Origin of the sequence: Bradyrhizobium sp. U531 (assembly GCF_051710265.1) — a bacterium.
Taxonomy (GTDB): Bacteria; Pseudomonadota; Alphaproteobacteria; order Rhizobiales; family Xanthobacteraceae; genus Bradyrhizobium.
The window spans coordinates 200,391-212,649 of record NZ_JASVEN010000012.1 but is presented as its reverse complement, the minus strand read 5'-3'; the positions used below and the strand labels follow the sequence as shown (position 1 = coordinate 212,649).

General features: G+C 56.3%; 10 protein-coding genes and 2 pseudogenes. 2 read left to right on the top strand and 10 right to left on the bottom strand.

What is annotated here, in order from left to right; translation table 11 throughout:
- Positions 1 to 61: 61 nt before the first annotated feature.
- The 4 genes and pseudogenes from QRQ56_RS35440 to QRQ56_RS35425 all read right to left on the bottom strand — a co-directional run.
- Positions 62 to 325, bottom strand: a pseudogene (locus QRQ56_RS35440) (transposase); the annotation flags it as partial.
- 60 nt (positions 326 to 385) lie between these two features.
- The gene (locus tag QRQ56_RS35435) at positions 386 to 712 is read right to left on the bottom strand and encodes an ABC transporter permease subunit (protein WP_438746151.1); all 327 of its coding nucleotides are present in this window, start codon (positions 710 to 712) and stop codon (positions 386 to 388) included.
- Between the two features lie 72 nt (positions 713 to 784).
- Positions 785 to 1,618, bottom strand: coding sequence for a transporter substrate-binding domain-containing protein (locus QRQ56_RS35430; protein ID WP_438746149.1), 834 nt, complete (start codon positions 1,616 to 1,618; stop codon positions 785 to 787).
- A 61-nt stretch (positions 1,619 to 1,679) separates the two neighbouring features.
- Positions 1,680 to 2,771 (bottom strand): alpha/beta hydrolase family protein, encoded by a 1,092-nt coding sequence (locus QRQ56_RS35425; protein ID WP_438746147.1) that lies wholly within the window; start codon positions 2,769 to 2,771, stop codon positions 1,680 to 1,682.
- A 473-nt stretch (positions 2,772 to 3,244) separates the two neighbouring features.
- On the opposite strand from QRQ56_RS35425, the pseudogene QRQ56_RS35420 reads away from it, so the two are divergent.
- Together QRQ56_RS35420 and QRQ56_RS35415 are read left to right on the top strand one after the other, a co-directional pair.
- A pseudogene (locus QRQ56_RS35420) lies at positions 3,245 to 4,176 on the top strand (IS630 family transposase).
- 235 nt (positions 4,177 to 4,411) lie between these two features.
- Positions 4,412 to 4,633 carry a glutamine amidotransferase-related protein gene (locus QRQ56_RS35415; protein ID WP_438746145.1) on the top strand — a complete coding sequence of 74 codons (222 nt, stop codon included), beginning with the start codon at positions 4,412 to 4,414 and terminating at the stop codon, positions 4,631 to 4,633.
- Between the two features lie 218 nt (positions 4,634 to 4,851).
- On the opposite strand, the gene QRQ56_RS35410 is transcribed toward QRQ56_RS35415, so the two are convergent.
- The 6 genes from QRQ56_RS35410 to QRQ56_RS35385 form a co-directional block, all read right to left on the bottom strand.
- Complete coding sequence (locus tag QRQ56_RS35410; protein ID WP_438746143.1) at positions 4,852 to 5,802, bottom strand: ABC transporter permease; 951 nt, start codon at positions 5,800 to 5,802, stop codon at positions 4,852 to 4,854.
- Positions 5,795 to 6,802, bottom strand: coding sequence for an ABC transporter permease (locus QRQ56_RS35405; RefSeq protein WP_438746141.1), 1,008 nt, complete (start codon positions 6,800 to 6,802; stop codon positions 5,795 to 5,797). The genes QRQ56_RS35410 and QRQ56_RS35405 overlap by 8 nt, the downstream gene beginning before the upstream one ends.
- A gap of 97 nt (positions 6,803 to 6,899) precedes the next feature.
- The gene (locus tag QRQ56_RS35400; RefSeq protein WP_438746139.1) at positions 6,900 to 8,555 is read right to left on the bottom strand and encodes a peptide ABC transporter substrate-binding protein; all 1,656 of its coding nucleotides are present in this window, start codon (positions 8,553 to 8,555) and stop codon (positions 6,900 to 6,902) included.
- A gap of 120 nt (positions 8,556 to 8,675) precedes the next feature.
- Positions 8,676 to 9,695: an ABC transporter ATP-binding protein gene (locus QRQ56_RS35395; protein WP_438746137.1), complete on the bottom strand. Its 1,020-nt coding sequence runs from the start codon at positions 9,693 to 9,695 to the stop codon at positions 8,676 to 8,678.
- On the bottom strand, positions 9,685 to 10,803 hold the full coding sequence (locus QRQ56_RS35390) for an ABC transporter ATP-binding protein (RefSeq protein WP_438746135.1): 1,119 nt from the start codon (positions 10,801 to 10,803) through the stop codon (positions 9,685 to 9,687). Before QRQ56_RS35390 ends, QRQ56_RS35395 begins: the two co-directional genes overlap by 11 nt.
- A gap of 58 nt (positions 10,804 to 10,861) precedes the next feature.
- Positions 10,862 to 12,238 carry an amidase gene (locus QRQ56_RS35385; protein ID WP_438746134.1) on the bottom strand — a complete coding sequence of 459 codons (1,377 nt, stop codon included), beginning with the start codon at positions 12,236 to 12,238 and terminating at the stop codon, positions 10,862 to 10,864.
- Positions 12,239 to 12,259 lie beyond the last annotated feature (21 nt).

Below are 12,259 nucleotides of genomic sequence, written 5' to 3'. Positions count from 1 at the left end.
GATACATTTGTGCAGACTGCATCGTCCTCATTAAACGACCTTGCACGGGCGGGGCGGGTCATACATTTTTTGAAAGAAGCTCACGCAGCGCTGCCGCATCCAGCATCTGCTCGGCCAACAGCTTCTTCAGCTTGGCGTTCTCGTCCTCAAGCTGCCGTAGCCGCTTGGCCTCCGAGACGTCCATACCGCCGAATTTGGACTTCCAGTTGTAAAGCGTCGCTTCCGAGACGCCGTGCCTGCGTGCCAAATCGGCCGTCTTCGCACCGGCCTCATGCTCGCGCAGCACGCCTATAATCTGCTCTTCCGTAAACCTGGCTCGCTTCATTTGTCCGTCCTTCAGAAGGCCGGACTCTAACTTCAACTGGAGGAAATCGGCAGGGGCAGGTCACGACAGCGCTAACCCAGCCGCCGCATACGCGGATATCTCTATTCCTAGAAGAACCGGGAGCGCATAGTATATCCAAACCAGCTGCACCAATAGAGGAGTACATCTAAAGAACTCGATGTATGCTAACGGAATAGCCGCGACGAAGGTATTTCCAAATTGGCGAAGAAGGCCGACAACCAAGCCAAGTACTAGGCCAGCTATATTTGTACCGAGCGCAAACAAGATTGTGAGGGCGAGCCCCCTCAGTATTATTTGGTGATACTGCCAAAGAAAGCCAAACTGCCAGTCGTAGGACAACTTATTTTCCCCGCGATACAGAAACACTTTGCTCGGAGCATTACGCTCCCACAGCGAGGCTCTTACTGAGCCCGGCGCAAATGCGGTCCGTGCAATGCCTCAGAACCGTACCTCGGCTGGGATGTCTCCTGGCTCAAGCCCGACTTTGGCCAAATTAGCGATCACCCATTCTCTTACTTGTCCCGCGCTGCGATTGAAGTCGCACCAAGTATTCACGAAATCACGAAATCTGCCGTCGAGGTCGTACTGGAGGGCGGCAGACACGAGGGTCTCAACATACGGGCGCGGCATGATGAAACTCCCCAGTTGCGGGTTTTTCTTCTTCGAGATCAATCCCAGAAACACCGTACACACAAAGCAATCCGCACGGCCCGATGCGACAGCGAGAACTGCTTCGTCGCGAGTCTTGAAAGCTAAAATGTTGGCGTTCTTGGCAAAACGTCGAGCTACCGCCTCGTGTGAGGAGCCGATATCTACCGCGATTGTAACCTTTGGATTGTTTAGATCGTCCCAGGTGCTAGCCGAGAAACCCTTCTTCGCCACTACACAGAACGTATTGTAGTACATCGGACGCGAAAAATCGGTAACAAGAGCACGCTTCGGCGTCGGTGTCAGGCCGAAAGAGATATCAATCTTATCAGACTGCAGGTCCAATATCGAATTACCCCAAGTGGTTTCCAGAACCTCTAGATCGACCCCCAGCTCGTCGGCCATATTCTTAGCCATATCAATGCAGAACCCGCTCCAAGATCCTGTAACTATATCTTTGCTATAATTCGGCTCCTCTCCCACAATTCCTGCAACACGCAGTTTTTTGCTAGAAAGAATCCGCTCCAGATTATTTCCGGTTCCAGATCGTGCTTGAGTCTGCGCATGCGCTGCCGGACCCGCTGCGATTGTCAGCGGGGCAGCACCCATTCCGGCTGCCAACATCGATCTCGCTAGTTCCCGCCTGTTCATGAGGTCCCCTCTCTTTTCTCTTTTCTGTAACATATCAGGTTTTACGATTTGACGATCTTCTCGCCTGCTCCAACAGTGCGATCTGAGGGTATGCGAGCTTATGCTCGAGCCATCCAATGATGCGATTGTCGGAGGTCACGAAATTTTCCATCTCCCCAATGGTGGTATGAGCCATCGGGTGGATGGCTAACTCCAGGTCGATTCCTACGGCCCTGGATTCAGCTTGAAGTTTGGTCGCCTCCGACACGCTAACAATCCCACGCCCACCAGCAACCACGAGAACCGGACATCTCAATTGCCGGACCAAACGCAAGCGGCGTTCCGAATTCAACTCCTCACCAGGTAGATCTGCAGCCGCGCTTCTCCAGCCAACCGATGCCAGAGCTTGCGCCCAATTCCAAAGACCGCCGTCGCAAACCGCTGCAGCAACGCGGCGGTCGGAAGCGGCAAAGGTAGTAGCTAAAGCAGCCGACAAGCCTTCGCCAAAGACGCCAATCCGTCCGGGATCAACGTTCGGCCGAGACGATAGGAAATCTAAGCAGCAAGACAATAAAATTTCCGATTCAAGGCGCGACCGATCCGAGAAGGCGGCATGAGAGACGACGAGGACCGACATGTCTTTTCCGACGACCGCCGGCAATAATCTTCCGAGGAGTATTGTATCGGTTTCTTGTTTGCTGCCGATGCAAATGACTGCCGGAGCGCAGACATCAGGAGTACCGGCGGAAACGTAGTAGCCATGAACCTCGGCCTGATCGCAACACGAAATCTGCACTCGCTCTAATTTTTGCTTCAGGGATAGATTGATCGCCAGAATGACAGACTTGACTCTTGAGGAAATGTCTTCGATTTGTGGATCGTCTTCGTCAACAAGTCGTCTGGCAACTTCGAAGGCGGTTAGCGCGCAAAGCCACGCCTCAGTCGCCTCATCGACTTCTCCTCTTTTGCTATTGAGGTCAGCAAGAGCACGGTGTGCATCGCCGATACATGTCCATTGCGCAAAGCAGTTGTGCCGTTCCATTGCCCCGCCGAAGCTGCCGTCAGCGAAACCGTCAAGGAACAACTCGGCGCGTTGCCGTATAGACCAAAGATTGTTCTTCACGTCACGCCAAGCAACGTACTTCATCCGATTCCGTCCCCTCGCTGCGAAGATCGGGCCACAACTCAGTCGTTCGTTTGGATCACCAGCGTTCGACCGAAGCCCGACCTTGAACGGCAAGTGAACCGGAGAACACGCGTTGGGCCGGCCTCTTGGCCCTCGTGTCGGCAAGGTGACAGATTTACGTCCGCTATCGGCGACCAAGTCAGTACGGAACGAACCAAGGCGACGCATGATTGGAAAGCGTGCTCCTAGCACATCACAAGAGTACGTTTCGTACGTCAATTGGCTGACATTGTACGTTTCGTACTCTTTAATTGCTATTCGCATGCAAGACAGCAACGGAAGTGATCCGAATTGACGCAATCACCGTTCCTGAGCTTGTTGCACTCAAGCCAGGCGCGCTAGAGAGTATTTTCCGACCTGGCGGAATCGGAGAGGATTCCCTGGCGAGGCGAATCGCGATTTACCCTGAGGGCTGGTGATGGAGGCCAGCTCCCATGGCTAAACCGCTCCCGACGGACCTTCGCCTTTGCATTATTCGGGCTGTGGAAGATGAAGGCATGAGCTGTCGGGGCGCCGCCAGCCGGTTCGGCGTGGCGCCATCGACAGCGATCGAACTGGTCAGCGAGTGGCGAAGCACCGGCGCCTGTGAGGCGGGAGCGCAGGGCGGAGACCGGCGTCCAGCTCGGATCGAGGGTCATGCTGCGGAGATCCTCTCCCTGGTCAAGGCTACGCCTGACATGACGATGGCGAGATCGCTGACCATCTCTTCAAACTCCACGGCGAGCGCTTCGTGCCGAGCGTGGTCTGGCGATTCTTCGAGCGCCGCAACATCACGTTCAAAACCACGTCGCACGCCAGCGAACAGGTTCGGCCGGACGTCGCGGCTGAACGCGCGACGTGGAAGGCATCTCAGCCCGAGATCGGCATCCATGTTGGTGTTCATCGATGAGACGGAGGCCTCGACCAAGGCGGCGCAGCGCTATGGCCGTTCGCCGTAGGCCAGCACTGGATCTCAGCGCTCCCGCATAGTCACCGGAAGACGACGACCTAAGTCCGCGCGCTCAGAGGGACCGGCATGACTGCGCGATGGTCCTTGACGGCTCCATGGATTGTCCGGCATTCGAGGCTTACGTGACGCAAGTCTTCGTGCCGACACTCAGGCCCGGCGACATCGTGGTGATGGACAATCTCGCAGCACACAAGCGGTCTCAGGTCGGCATCGCAATCGACGCCGCGGGCGCCCAGCTCCTCTATCTGCCGCCCTATTCGCCCGACCTCAATCCGATGGAAATGGCCTTCGCGAAGCTTCAAAGGTGCCCTTCAAAAGGCCGCTGCCAGATCAATCGAGGCTTTAGACAACGCTATCGCTTTCACCGCCCAAGAGTGCCTGAACTTCTTCGCCGCAGCGGGTTATGATCGTGTCTGATGAGAATCTGCTCCAGTCATCTCCCCCGGCCCGCGCACTCTAATACAGGCCTCTACCGTCGCTGTCCGCGAGCTCTCCGGCCAAACTCCAATTCTTGATATCTGCCTTGGACCAGTTTATTGCGAGCGTTTTCGGTGTACGGGTCGTACGCGCACATCGCCCTATGCACGGCCGGTGTTCGTAGGTCGCACATAGCGGCCTGGGGCTATTCCAAGGACTACGCTCCCCGTATTCGTTGGGGCGCTACCACTCGCTTGTCGTTGAGTTGGATTCTTCCTCCGCGCCGCATCTCACTGTCACGGTGCGTTCGGACGAAGGTGAGACTATGGGCTTCGAACATCGTTACGAACCAACTTGCGTTCTTCAGTGTCAACCAGAATCAATCATCACGGATCACGGCCAGGAGTTGCTTACACACTTCTTGCAGGTCGCTTTGCGAGCGGCGGAAATAGAATAATCGATCTCTGTCCAGCTCCGGAATTTCACAGTGGCCAGCTATTCGCTGCTGCGTGGAATATCGAGCACAGGACCGCCAACATTTGAATTGCGAATAGCAGCGATCCAAGTCGCTCTTAACTCGACCGAGTTTAGGTCCGACAACACAACGGTCGCCAGCGCGCACCGATTATGGGGCTTGCATAATCCTAGCCAGAATTGCGGATTCTAGGGGGGCGCTCAGCGCCGCAGTCGCGGATCGAGGGCATCCCTCAGACCGTCCCCTATGTAAGTTACGCTGAGTACCGTGAGCGAAATGGCGATTCCTGGCCACAAGACGAGCTGCGGAGAGTCCTGCAAGTGATCAAGACCATCGTAGAGCAATCTGCCCCAGGTCGGAAAATCCGGCGGAAAGCCCAAACCTAGAAACGAAAGCGTACTTTCGCCAATGATGGCGGTGGCGATGCCGAGCGTGGCGGAGACAATCACGGGAGATAAGACATTTGGCAGCACATGACGTAACATGATGCGGCGCGCCGGCGTTCCAATGCTTCGGGAGGCCAAAACGAATTCGCGCTGTTTGATAACCAACACTTCACTGCGTACGACACGCGCAGCATGCATCCAGCTTGTCACGCCAATGGCCGACACGATCAAGATGAACATTCCCATATTCATGCCGAGAAAGTTGGCCAATGCGTCCCGAAAAAGCATCACCATCACCAGAAGTAGGGGCAGCACCGGCAAAGCTAGAAACAGCTCGGTCGCTCGCATCAGCGGTCCATCGAGAGCCCGGAAGAAGCCCGCGAGCGAGCCCACGAGCGTGCCAAGGAGGATCGAAATGATCATCGCTGTGAGTCCGACGGCGATTGAAATGCGCCCTCCCACCATCATCCTAGCTAGAAGATCGCGCCCAAGCTGGTCAGTACCAAGGGGGTGAGGCCAACTTGGTCCCACGTTTAACGCCGTAAAGTCGATATAGCTGGAGCTCAACGGCCAGACGTAGGGACCAAAGACCACGCCGATAAAAATTAGCAAGAAGATGGCCGCGCCAGCTAACGCCCCCTTGTGAGTTTTGAATTGCTCCAAGACGTCCCACCAGGGATTCCGCGCCGCCGCCTCAGGCGCATCAATTTCTGGCAACTGTCCCTCTAGCGGTGTCCGTTCTTTTTGGTGAAGTAGTTCACTCATACCGAATCCTCGGATCGAGCACGCCGTAGAGCAGGTCGGCGATCAGGTTGAACATGACGATCAGCGCGGCAAAGATAAACGCCAGGGTCTGAACAGTGGGGATGTCGTTGCCGATGATCGAGGTAATCAGGAGCTGCCCAATACCGTTCACGCCAAAAATCTGTTCAGTCACGATCGCCCCGCCAAAGATGGCGGGAAGCCCAAGCGCGATCACGGTAACAACGGGAATCATTGAATTGCGAAGGACGTGGATGAAGACGACGGCTGCTTCGCCCATGCCTTTGGCACGAGCGGTGCGGACATAATCTTGGCCAAGATTGTCGAGCATCGACGAACGCGCATAGCGACTGATGTGGGCCGTCGTCTGTATTGCCAGTACCATCACCGGCATCACCATCTGACGGAGTTGCTCGACGAAACTGCTCCAGCTGTTGACTTCCAAGTAGGTGTTGTAGATCGACGGAAACCAGCCGAGCAAGACAGAGAATACCAGAATGGCAAGTACGCCGGAAAAGAAGGACGGAATCGCGAGACCGACCATCGAGAGGAACGTCCCGATTTGATCAAAGACCGAGTAGTGCTTGTAGGCCGACACAATGCCGATAGGCAGGGCAATCAGCACCCCGATGATATAGGCGAGGCCAACGACCCAGAGAGTCTGAGGAAGGCGCTGGCCCACGATGTCGAAGACTGGGCTGCGGGTCTGCCAGGATAAGATGCGTTGCATTCCGTCGGAGAGATGAGTTCCGAACAGAATGTCAACCCAGTGCAATGGTTCGACTACGAAAAACTGCTTCAGCCACAGGAGATACTGTACGGTCAGCGGCTGGTTCGCGCCGAGCGCGATGCGCATCTTCTCGCGCACCTCTGGCGGGATGCTCAGTGGAACGTCCGATAGTGGATCGCCAGGCGCCAACTTCAGCAGCGAGAAGATTATCAGACTAATCAAGAGCAAGGTCGGAACTGCGAGAAGCAGCCGTCGAATAGCATAGTTGAGCATTGATCACGCCTACCGCTGCCGACCGAGATCAAGGCCGACTTGAGGAATACGAAACGAGTTGCGAACACGGCGCGCGCTTGACATTGCGCACCCTGCATCACCTCTTGCGATACCAATCTTGGGCATTCCAGAGCTGGCCGTCCCAGACACTGTGGGCGTATCCGCCTAGCGAATTGGAAATCGGGGTGACAGTGCCGCGCCAGACCAAAGGCACGAAGGTGTAGCTCTCCACTGTCAGCATGTTGTTGAGCTTTTTGAAAATCACGCCGCGCTGCTTGGAATCGCCTGTATGGCTAAGCTCAGTAACCAAGGCGTCGTAGTTCTTATCGCAGTAGCGCGAATAATTCGTGCCTTGCCATTGGCTGGCAGGCCGCGGAGCCTTCTCACACGTGTTGTTCGCAGCATATGCGCCGGGATCGGTCCCATTGAAGTCGTTCGTCCACATCTGGACGTCTGCATAGAATTTCTGTATCGTGTCAGGACTGCCGATGTCGCTGCCGAAGAAGACGGTTGAACTGACGTTTTTCAGCTCAACGTCGACGCCGATTTGCTGCCACCATTGCTTAATAATGGCTTGGAACTGCTGGCGCACGGGGTTGGTCGATGTCATGAAGGACAGCTTCAGCTTCTTTCCGTCCCGCTCTCGAATGCCCTCGCTCCCCACTCTCCAACCAGCCTCATTGAGAAGCTGCTTTGCGCCGTCAATGTCCTGCTTCAGGCACTCCGTATTGCCTGCCGCGTATCTTGCCGGTGCCGTGATCCAGTCGCAGGTCGGCTTTCCGAGAAAATCGTATCCAATCTTTGTCAATGTTCCGCGGTCAATCGCCATCGACAGCGCCTTTCGCACGCGAACGTCGCTAAGGATGGGATTGGGATGCATGGAAGTCGAGCGTTCGTCTGACGGAAGATCAGGCGAGGCATCGGTCAGGTTCATGACCAGGTGTTCGACAAGCGACCCAAAGCTAACGAGCACCTTGCCCTTCCCCGCTTGCTCCATCTTCTTCAGCACGTCGGGAGCGATTCCCGCATCCCACGCGAGATCATACTCGCCTGTCTGCAACACGGCGCGTGCGGCTGAAACCGAATCACCTCCGCCTTTCACGTTCACTTCCGCAAAGGCAGGCTTGTCAGGGTCACGGTAGTTCGCGTTCGCTGTCAATTGAATTGCGTCGTTCGGCCTGAATGAAGTGACGACAAATGGCCCAGTACCAACTGGACTGAAATTGGCTTGGGTGCATGTGGGAGCCTTCGCGCCCAAGCACTCTGCGAATTGCTTAGCTTGGATAATTGGAGCGCGCGCGCTAACGAAGGGACCGTAAGGAACTGCCATTGTCTCCTTGAATGAGACCCTGACGGTCAAATCATCGAGGGATTCAACCTTATCCACGCCTTGGAACGAGCTAAGTTTTGCGCAACCAGCCTTCGGATGCATGCAGTACTCTGCCGTGAATACAACGTCACGTGCTGTGACTGGGGTGCCGTCGGACCATTTGAGACCAGCCTTCAGTTTCCAGGTGATCGACTTGAGGTCCGGCGATACTCCGCCATTCTGGATACTCGGGATATCCGCCGCCAGCCGCGGGAACAGCTTGCCGTTCTCGTCGTAGCCGGCGAGTGGCTCAAGCACGAGTGAGGCAGCCTGAACCTCCTTCTCTCCTCCTGAGAGATAAGGGTTGAGGATAGATACCGCCTGCGCGAATACGATCTTGACGGTACCGTCAGTACCACGACCCGCCAAGGCTGGAGCCGACATGAGAGTTATCGCGGTCCCCGCGACCAGGAATAAATTCGAGTTCAGCACGTTGATTTTGCTCCCCTATATTTACTTTATGAAGGATTGGACCGCTCAGTCTCCGATCTTGATCGCCGTCTCTTACTCCACGCGATGGCAAGCAACCCACCGCTCGCCAGCAATCTTTCGCCATACAGGTTGCTCTGCTGCGCATCGGTCGAATGCGAGCGGACAGCGAGTACGAAACCGACATCCGGACGGCGGATTTACAGGGCTCGGTAATTCGCCCTTCAGCAGCACATGCCGGCGAGCACGTTCGACTTTTGGATCAGGCACCGGCACCGCTGCGAGCAGCGCCTTCGTATATGGATGCAGCGGATCTCTGTAAATGAGATCGCGTGATGCAAATTCGACGACTTTACCCAGATACATCACTGCGACATCGTCACATATGTAACGAACCATCGAGAGATCGTGGCTGATGAAAAGGTATGTCAGAGAGAACTTGTCCTGCAAATCCTCCAACAAATTCACGACCTGGGCCTGAATTGATACATCCAGAGCGGCAATCGGCTCATCGCAAACAATGAAGTCCGGGTTGAGCGCAAGTGCTCGGGCGATACCGATCCGTTGGCGTTGGCCACCAGAGAACTCGTGCGGGTAGCGATCAGCGAATTTTGGATTAAGCCCGACGGAGCCGAGCAGCTCGCGTACCCGATCCTCCTTTTCACTTCGCTTCAGCACTCCGTGTTCACTGAGTGGTTCAGCGATGATTGAACCCACAGTCATGCGCGGGTTCAGACAAGCCTGCGGATCCTGGAATATCATCTGCATTCGAGGCCGGATCCGGCGGAGCATATTGCCGTGCAGATGCGTGATATCTTGGCCCTCGAAAATGATGCTCCCAGCGGTTGGCTCGTAGAGACGCAGAATGGCCCGCCCGGCCGTCGACTTGCCACAACCGCTCTCACCGACTAGTCCGAGCGTCCGCCCGCGCCTGACTTCCAGATTGACGCCGTCCAGCGCTCTGATGGCACCAACTTGGCGCCCTAAGAGCCCCTGATAGATCTTGAAATGCAAAGTCAGGTTGCTAACCTGAAGTAGGACGCTATTCCGGCTCGTCTGCAGTTCTTTAGGCTTGCCACTCAGCTCAGGCATCATGGCGCGGCCTCCGCGCATCTATGTCCCACCAACAAGCGGCAACGTGACCATCGCTCAAAGGCATCAGCGGAGGCTTCTCGCGGCGGCATCGATCGAAGACGTGCGGACATCGCGGCGCAAACGGACAGCTTGTCGGAAAGGCCGTAATATGCGGGGGCTGACCTTGGACACTCTTTAGTCGTTCGCGCTGTGCCATGTCTGCCCTCGGCAACGTCTGCAAAAGCGCGCGCGTGTATGGATGACTTGGCTTTGCATAGAGATCATCGACCGTGGCGCACTCGACGACGAGTCCGCCGTACATCACCATCACCCGGTCGGCAATGCCCGCTACCACTCCGAGATCGTGTGTGATCCAGATGATACTCATGCCGATCTCCTGGCGCAGCTTCTTGATGAGCTCCAGTATCTGGGCCTGGATCGTGACGTCCAGCGCAGTTGTCGGCTCATCGGCAATGAGAACCTTCGGATCGCAGGCAAGCGCGATAGCAATCATAACCCGCTGACGCATGCCGCCTGAAAATTGATGGGGATAGTTTTTGATTCTTTCCTGCGGCGAGGGTATGCCGACTAACGAAAGCAGCTCGATTGCACGTTTGCGCGCTTCGCTTCGGCCTAATCCGAGGTGTTTGCGAAGTGGTTCCATGACCTGATAGCCGACGGTCAACACCGGATTGAGAGAGGTCATGGGGTCTTGAAACACAAACCCGATTTCGCCACCGCGGATGTTTCGCATTTCGCGCGGATTGAGTGCCAAGAGATCCCGACCAGCAAGACGTATCCTTTTGGACACAATTTCGGCAGGCGGTGTAGGTAGGAGCCGCATGAGCGACATCATAGTCACGCTCTTGCCTGACCCGCTTTCACCCACCACGCCCAGAAGCTCACCGCGATTCAGGTGAAAACTTACGCCGTTGACCGCATAAATCGATCGATCGCGTGATCTGAAGACTGTTCGCAAGTCGGAAACCTCCAGGACTGGATCCAAATTGCCAGCCTGGAGCGAGGCCTGCAGGCCACCCGCATCGAAACTAGAGTTGGCGCCGAGCCGGTCCTGTCCCGGTGGCGCAAGGACGTTGCCAGCCAATGCAGCCGGCGCAACCTCTTCCATGACGCTTCCTCCTGGTTGCGCTCTTTGTCGTTACGGCAGATGCCGGTCTTGTTAGAGCTTAGAGCCGCGGACGCTTTTCGGCCCACGGCTGCAGCTCTTCGAATGCTGCCGAGGCCTGCAACACGCCAAGATCATCGAAGCGCTTTCCGACGATCTGTAGACCGACGGGCAGCCCATCCTGAGTGAAGCCGCAAGGCACACTCGCGGCCGGATTCCAAGACATGTTAAAGGGGTAGAAAAAGTCGACCCAAGCGAGATCGGGCAGCAATTTCTCAAGCGCGCCAGAAGCAATTGGGGCCGACGGAGTCAACAGAAAGTCCCAATCCTGGAACCATCGATGGATGTTTGCGACATATACCATTTCGCGCTTGCGCATTTCATTGTAGCGCGAGAGCGGAATACTGCCTGACTGCTTGATGGAGTCAACGAAGCCAGGCTCCATGTCCAGCTGCCATTCGGGAAGATACTGGGCGTATTTCGTCATTGCCGCAGACCAAAAGAAACGGAATAGCTCTGGCCCCTCCTTAGCCCAAGGGGTCGGTACTTCCTCGACGACTGCCCCGAGTTCGGTGAAGCGTCGTACGGCGGACTGGGCAAGCTCCGCGACCTCGGGATCCACACTGGCCACACCGAGATTGGGGCTGTAGGCTATGCGCTTGCCCCTTATGCCTTCACGCAAACGATTCACATAATTGTCAGGCTTCCCTTCAAGGGTGGTGTGATCAAGAAAATGAGGGCCAGCCATCGCCTCGAGCATCAACGCTGCGTCGGCGACAGTACGTGTTATCGGCCCGATGTGACCACCTATGGAGACGGGATAGAACGGCACTCTGCCAAAGCTCGGCTTCAGTCCGAACACACCGCAGAAATGCGCAGGAAGACGAATGGAGCCGCCGCCGTCGCCTCCCTGGTGTAACGGCCCAAACCCAGCAGCCGCGGCGGCCGCTGCCCCCCCCGAGGAGGCCCCCGCGTTGTAGCCAAGCTTCCAGGGGTTGCTGGTGATACCGGTAAGCGGACTTCGGGAGATGCCTGGGCTCCCCATGCCGAACTCCGACGTGGTTGTCTTTCCGAGCATGATCGCCCCCTCCGCGACCAGACGCGACACCACTGGCGCGTCCTCGTCCGGCTGATTGCCCGCGAAGATCTTACTGCCATATTGGGTCGGCATATCCTTGGTCATCAGTAGGTCTTTGAGGGTCACGGGAACGCCATGCAGGCGCCCGACTTGCTCACCCCTCATCACGGCGAGCTCCGCCTTTTTCGCATCATCCATTGCGCGATCTGCGGCAAGGTAGGCGAAAGCGTTCACCTTGGGGCCAAGCGTGGCAATGCGAGACAGCAGGCCACGCAAATACTCGACCGGCGAAATCTTTCTGCGACGGATCAACTCCGCGAGCTTAACAGCCGGCATAAAGCCGATGGTCTCAGAGTCCACTTCGAAGCCCTTTGTTCATGC

Bases quoted from the DNA above. Each gene is read 5' to 3' on its own strand.
- QRQ56_RS35430 (WP_438746149.1), bottom strand. From the start codon at position 1,618: ATGTTGGCAGCCGGAATGGGTGCTGCCCCGCTGACAATCGCAGCGGGT.
- QRQ56_RS35425 (WP_438746147.1), bottom strand. From the start codon at position 2,771: ATGAAGTACGTTGCTTGGCGTGACGTGAAGAACAATCTTTGGTCTATA.
- QRQ56_RS35410 (WP_438746143.1), bottom strand. From the start codon at position 5,802: ATGAGTGAACTACTTCACCAAAAAGAACGGACACCGCTAGAGGGACAG.
- QRQ56_RS35405 (WP_438746141.1), bottom strand. From the start codon at position 6,802: ATGCTCAACTATGCTATTCGACGGCTGCTTCTCGCAGTTCCGACCTTG.
- QRQ56_RS35400 (WP_438746139.1), bottom strand. From the start codon at position 8,555: ATGTCGGCTCCAGCCTTGGCGGGTCGTGGTACTGACGGTACCGTCAAG.
- QRQ56_RS35395 (WP_438746137.1), bottom strand. From the start codon at position 9,695: ATGATGCCTGAGCTGAGTGGCAAGCCTAAAGAACTGCAGACGAGCCGG.
- QRQ56_RS35390 (WP_438746135.1), bottom strand. From the start codon at position 10,803: ATGGAAGAGGTTGCGCCGGCTGCATTGGCTGGCAACGTCCTTGCGCCA.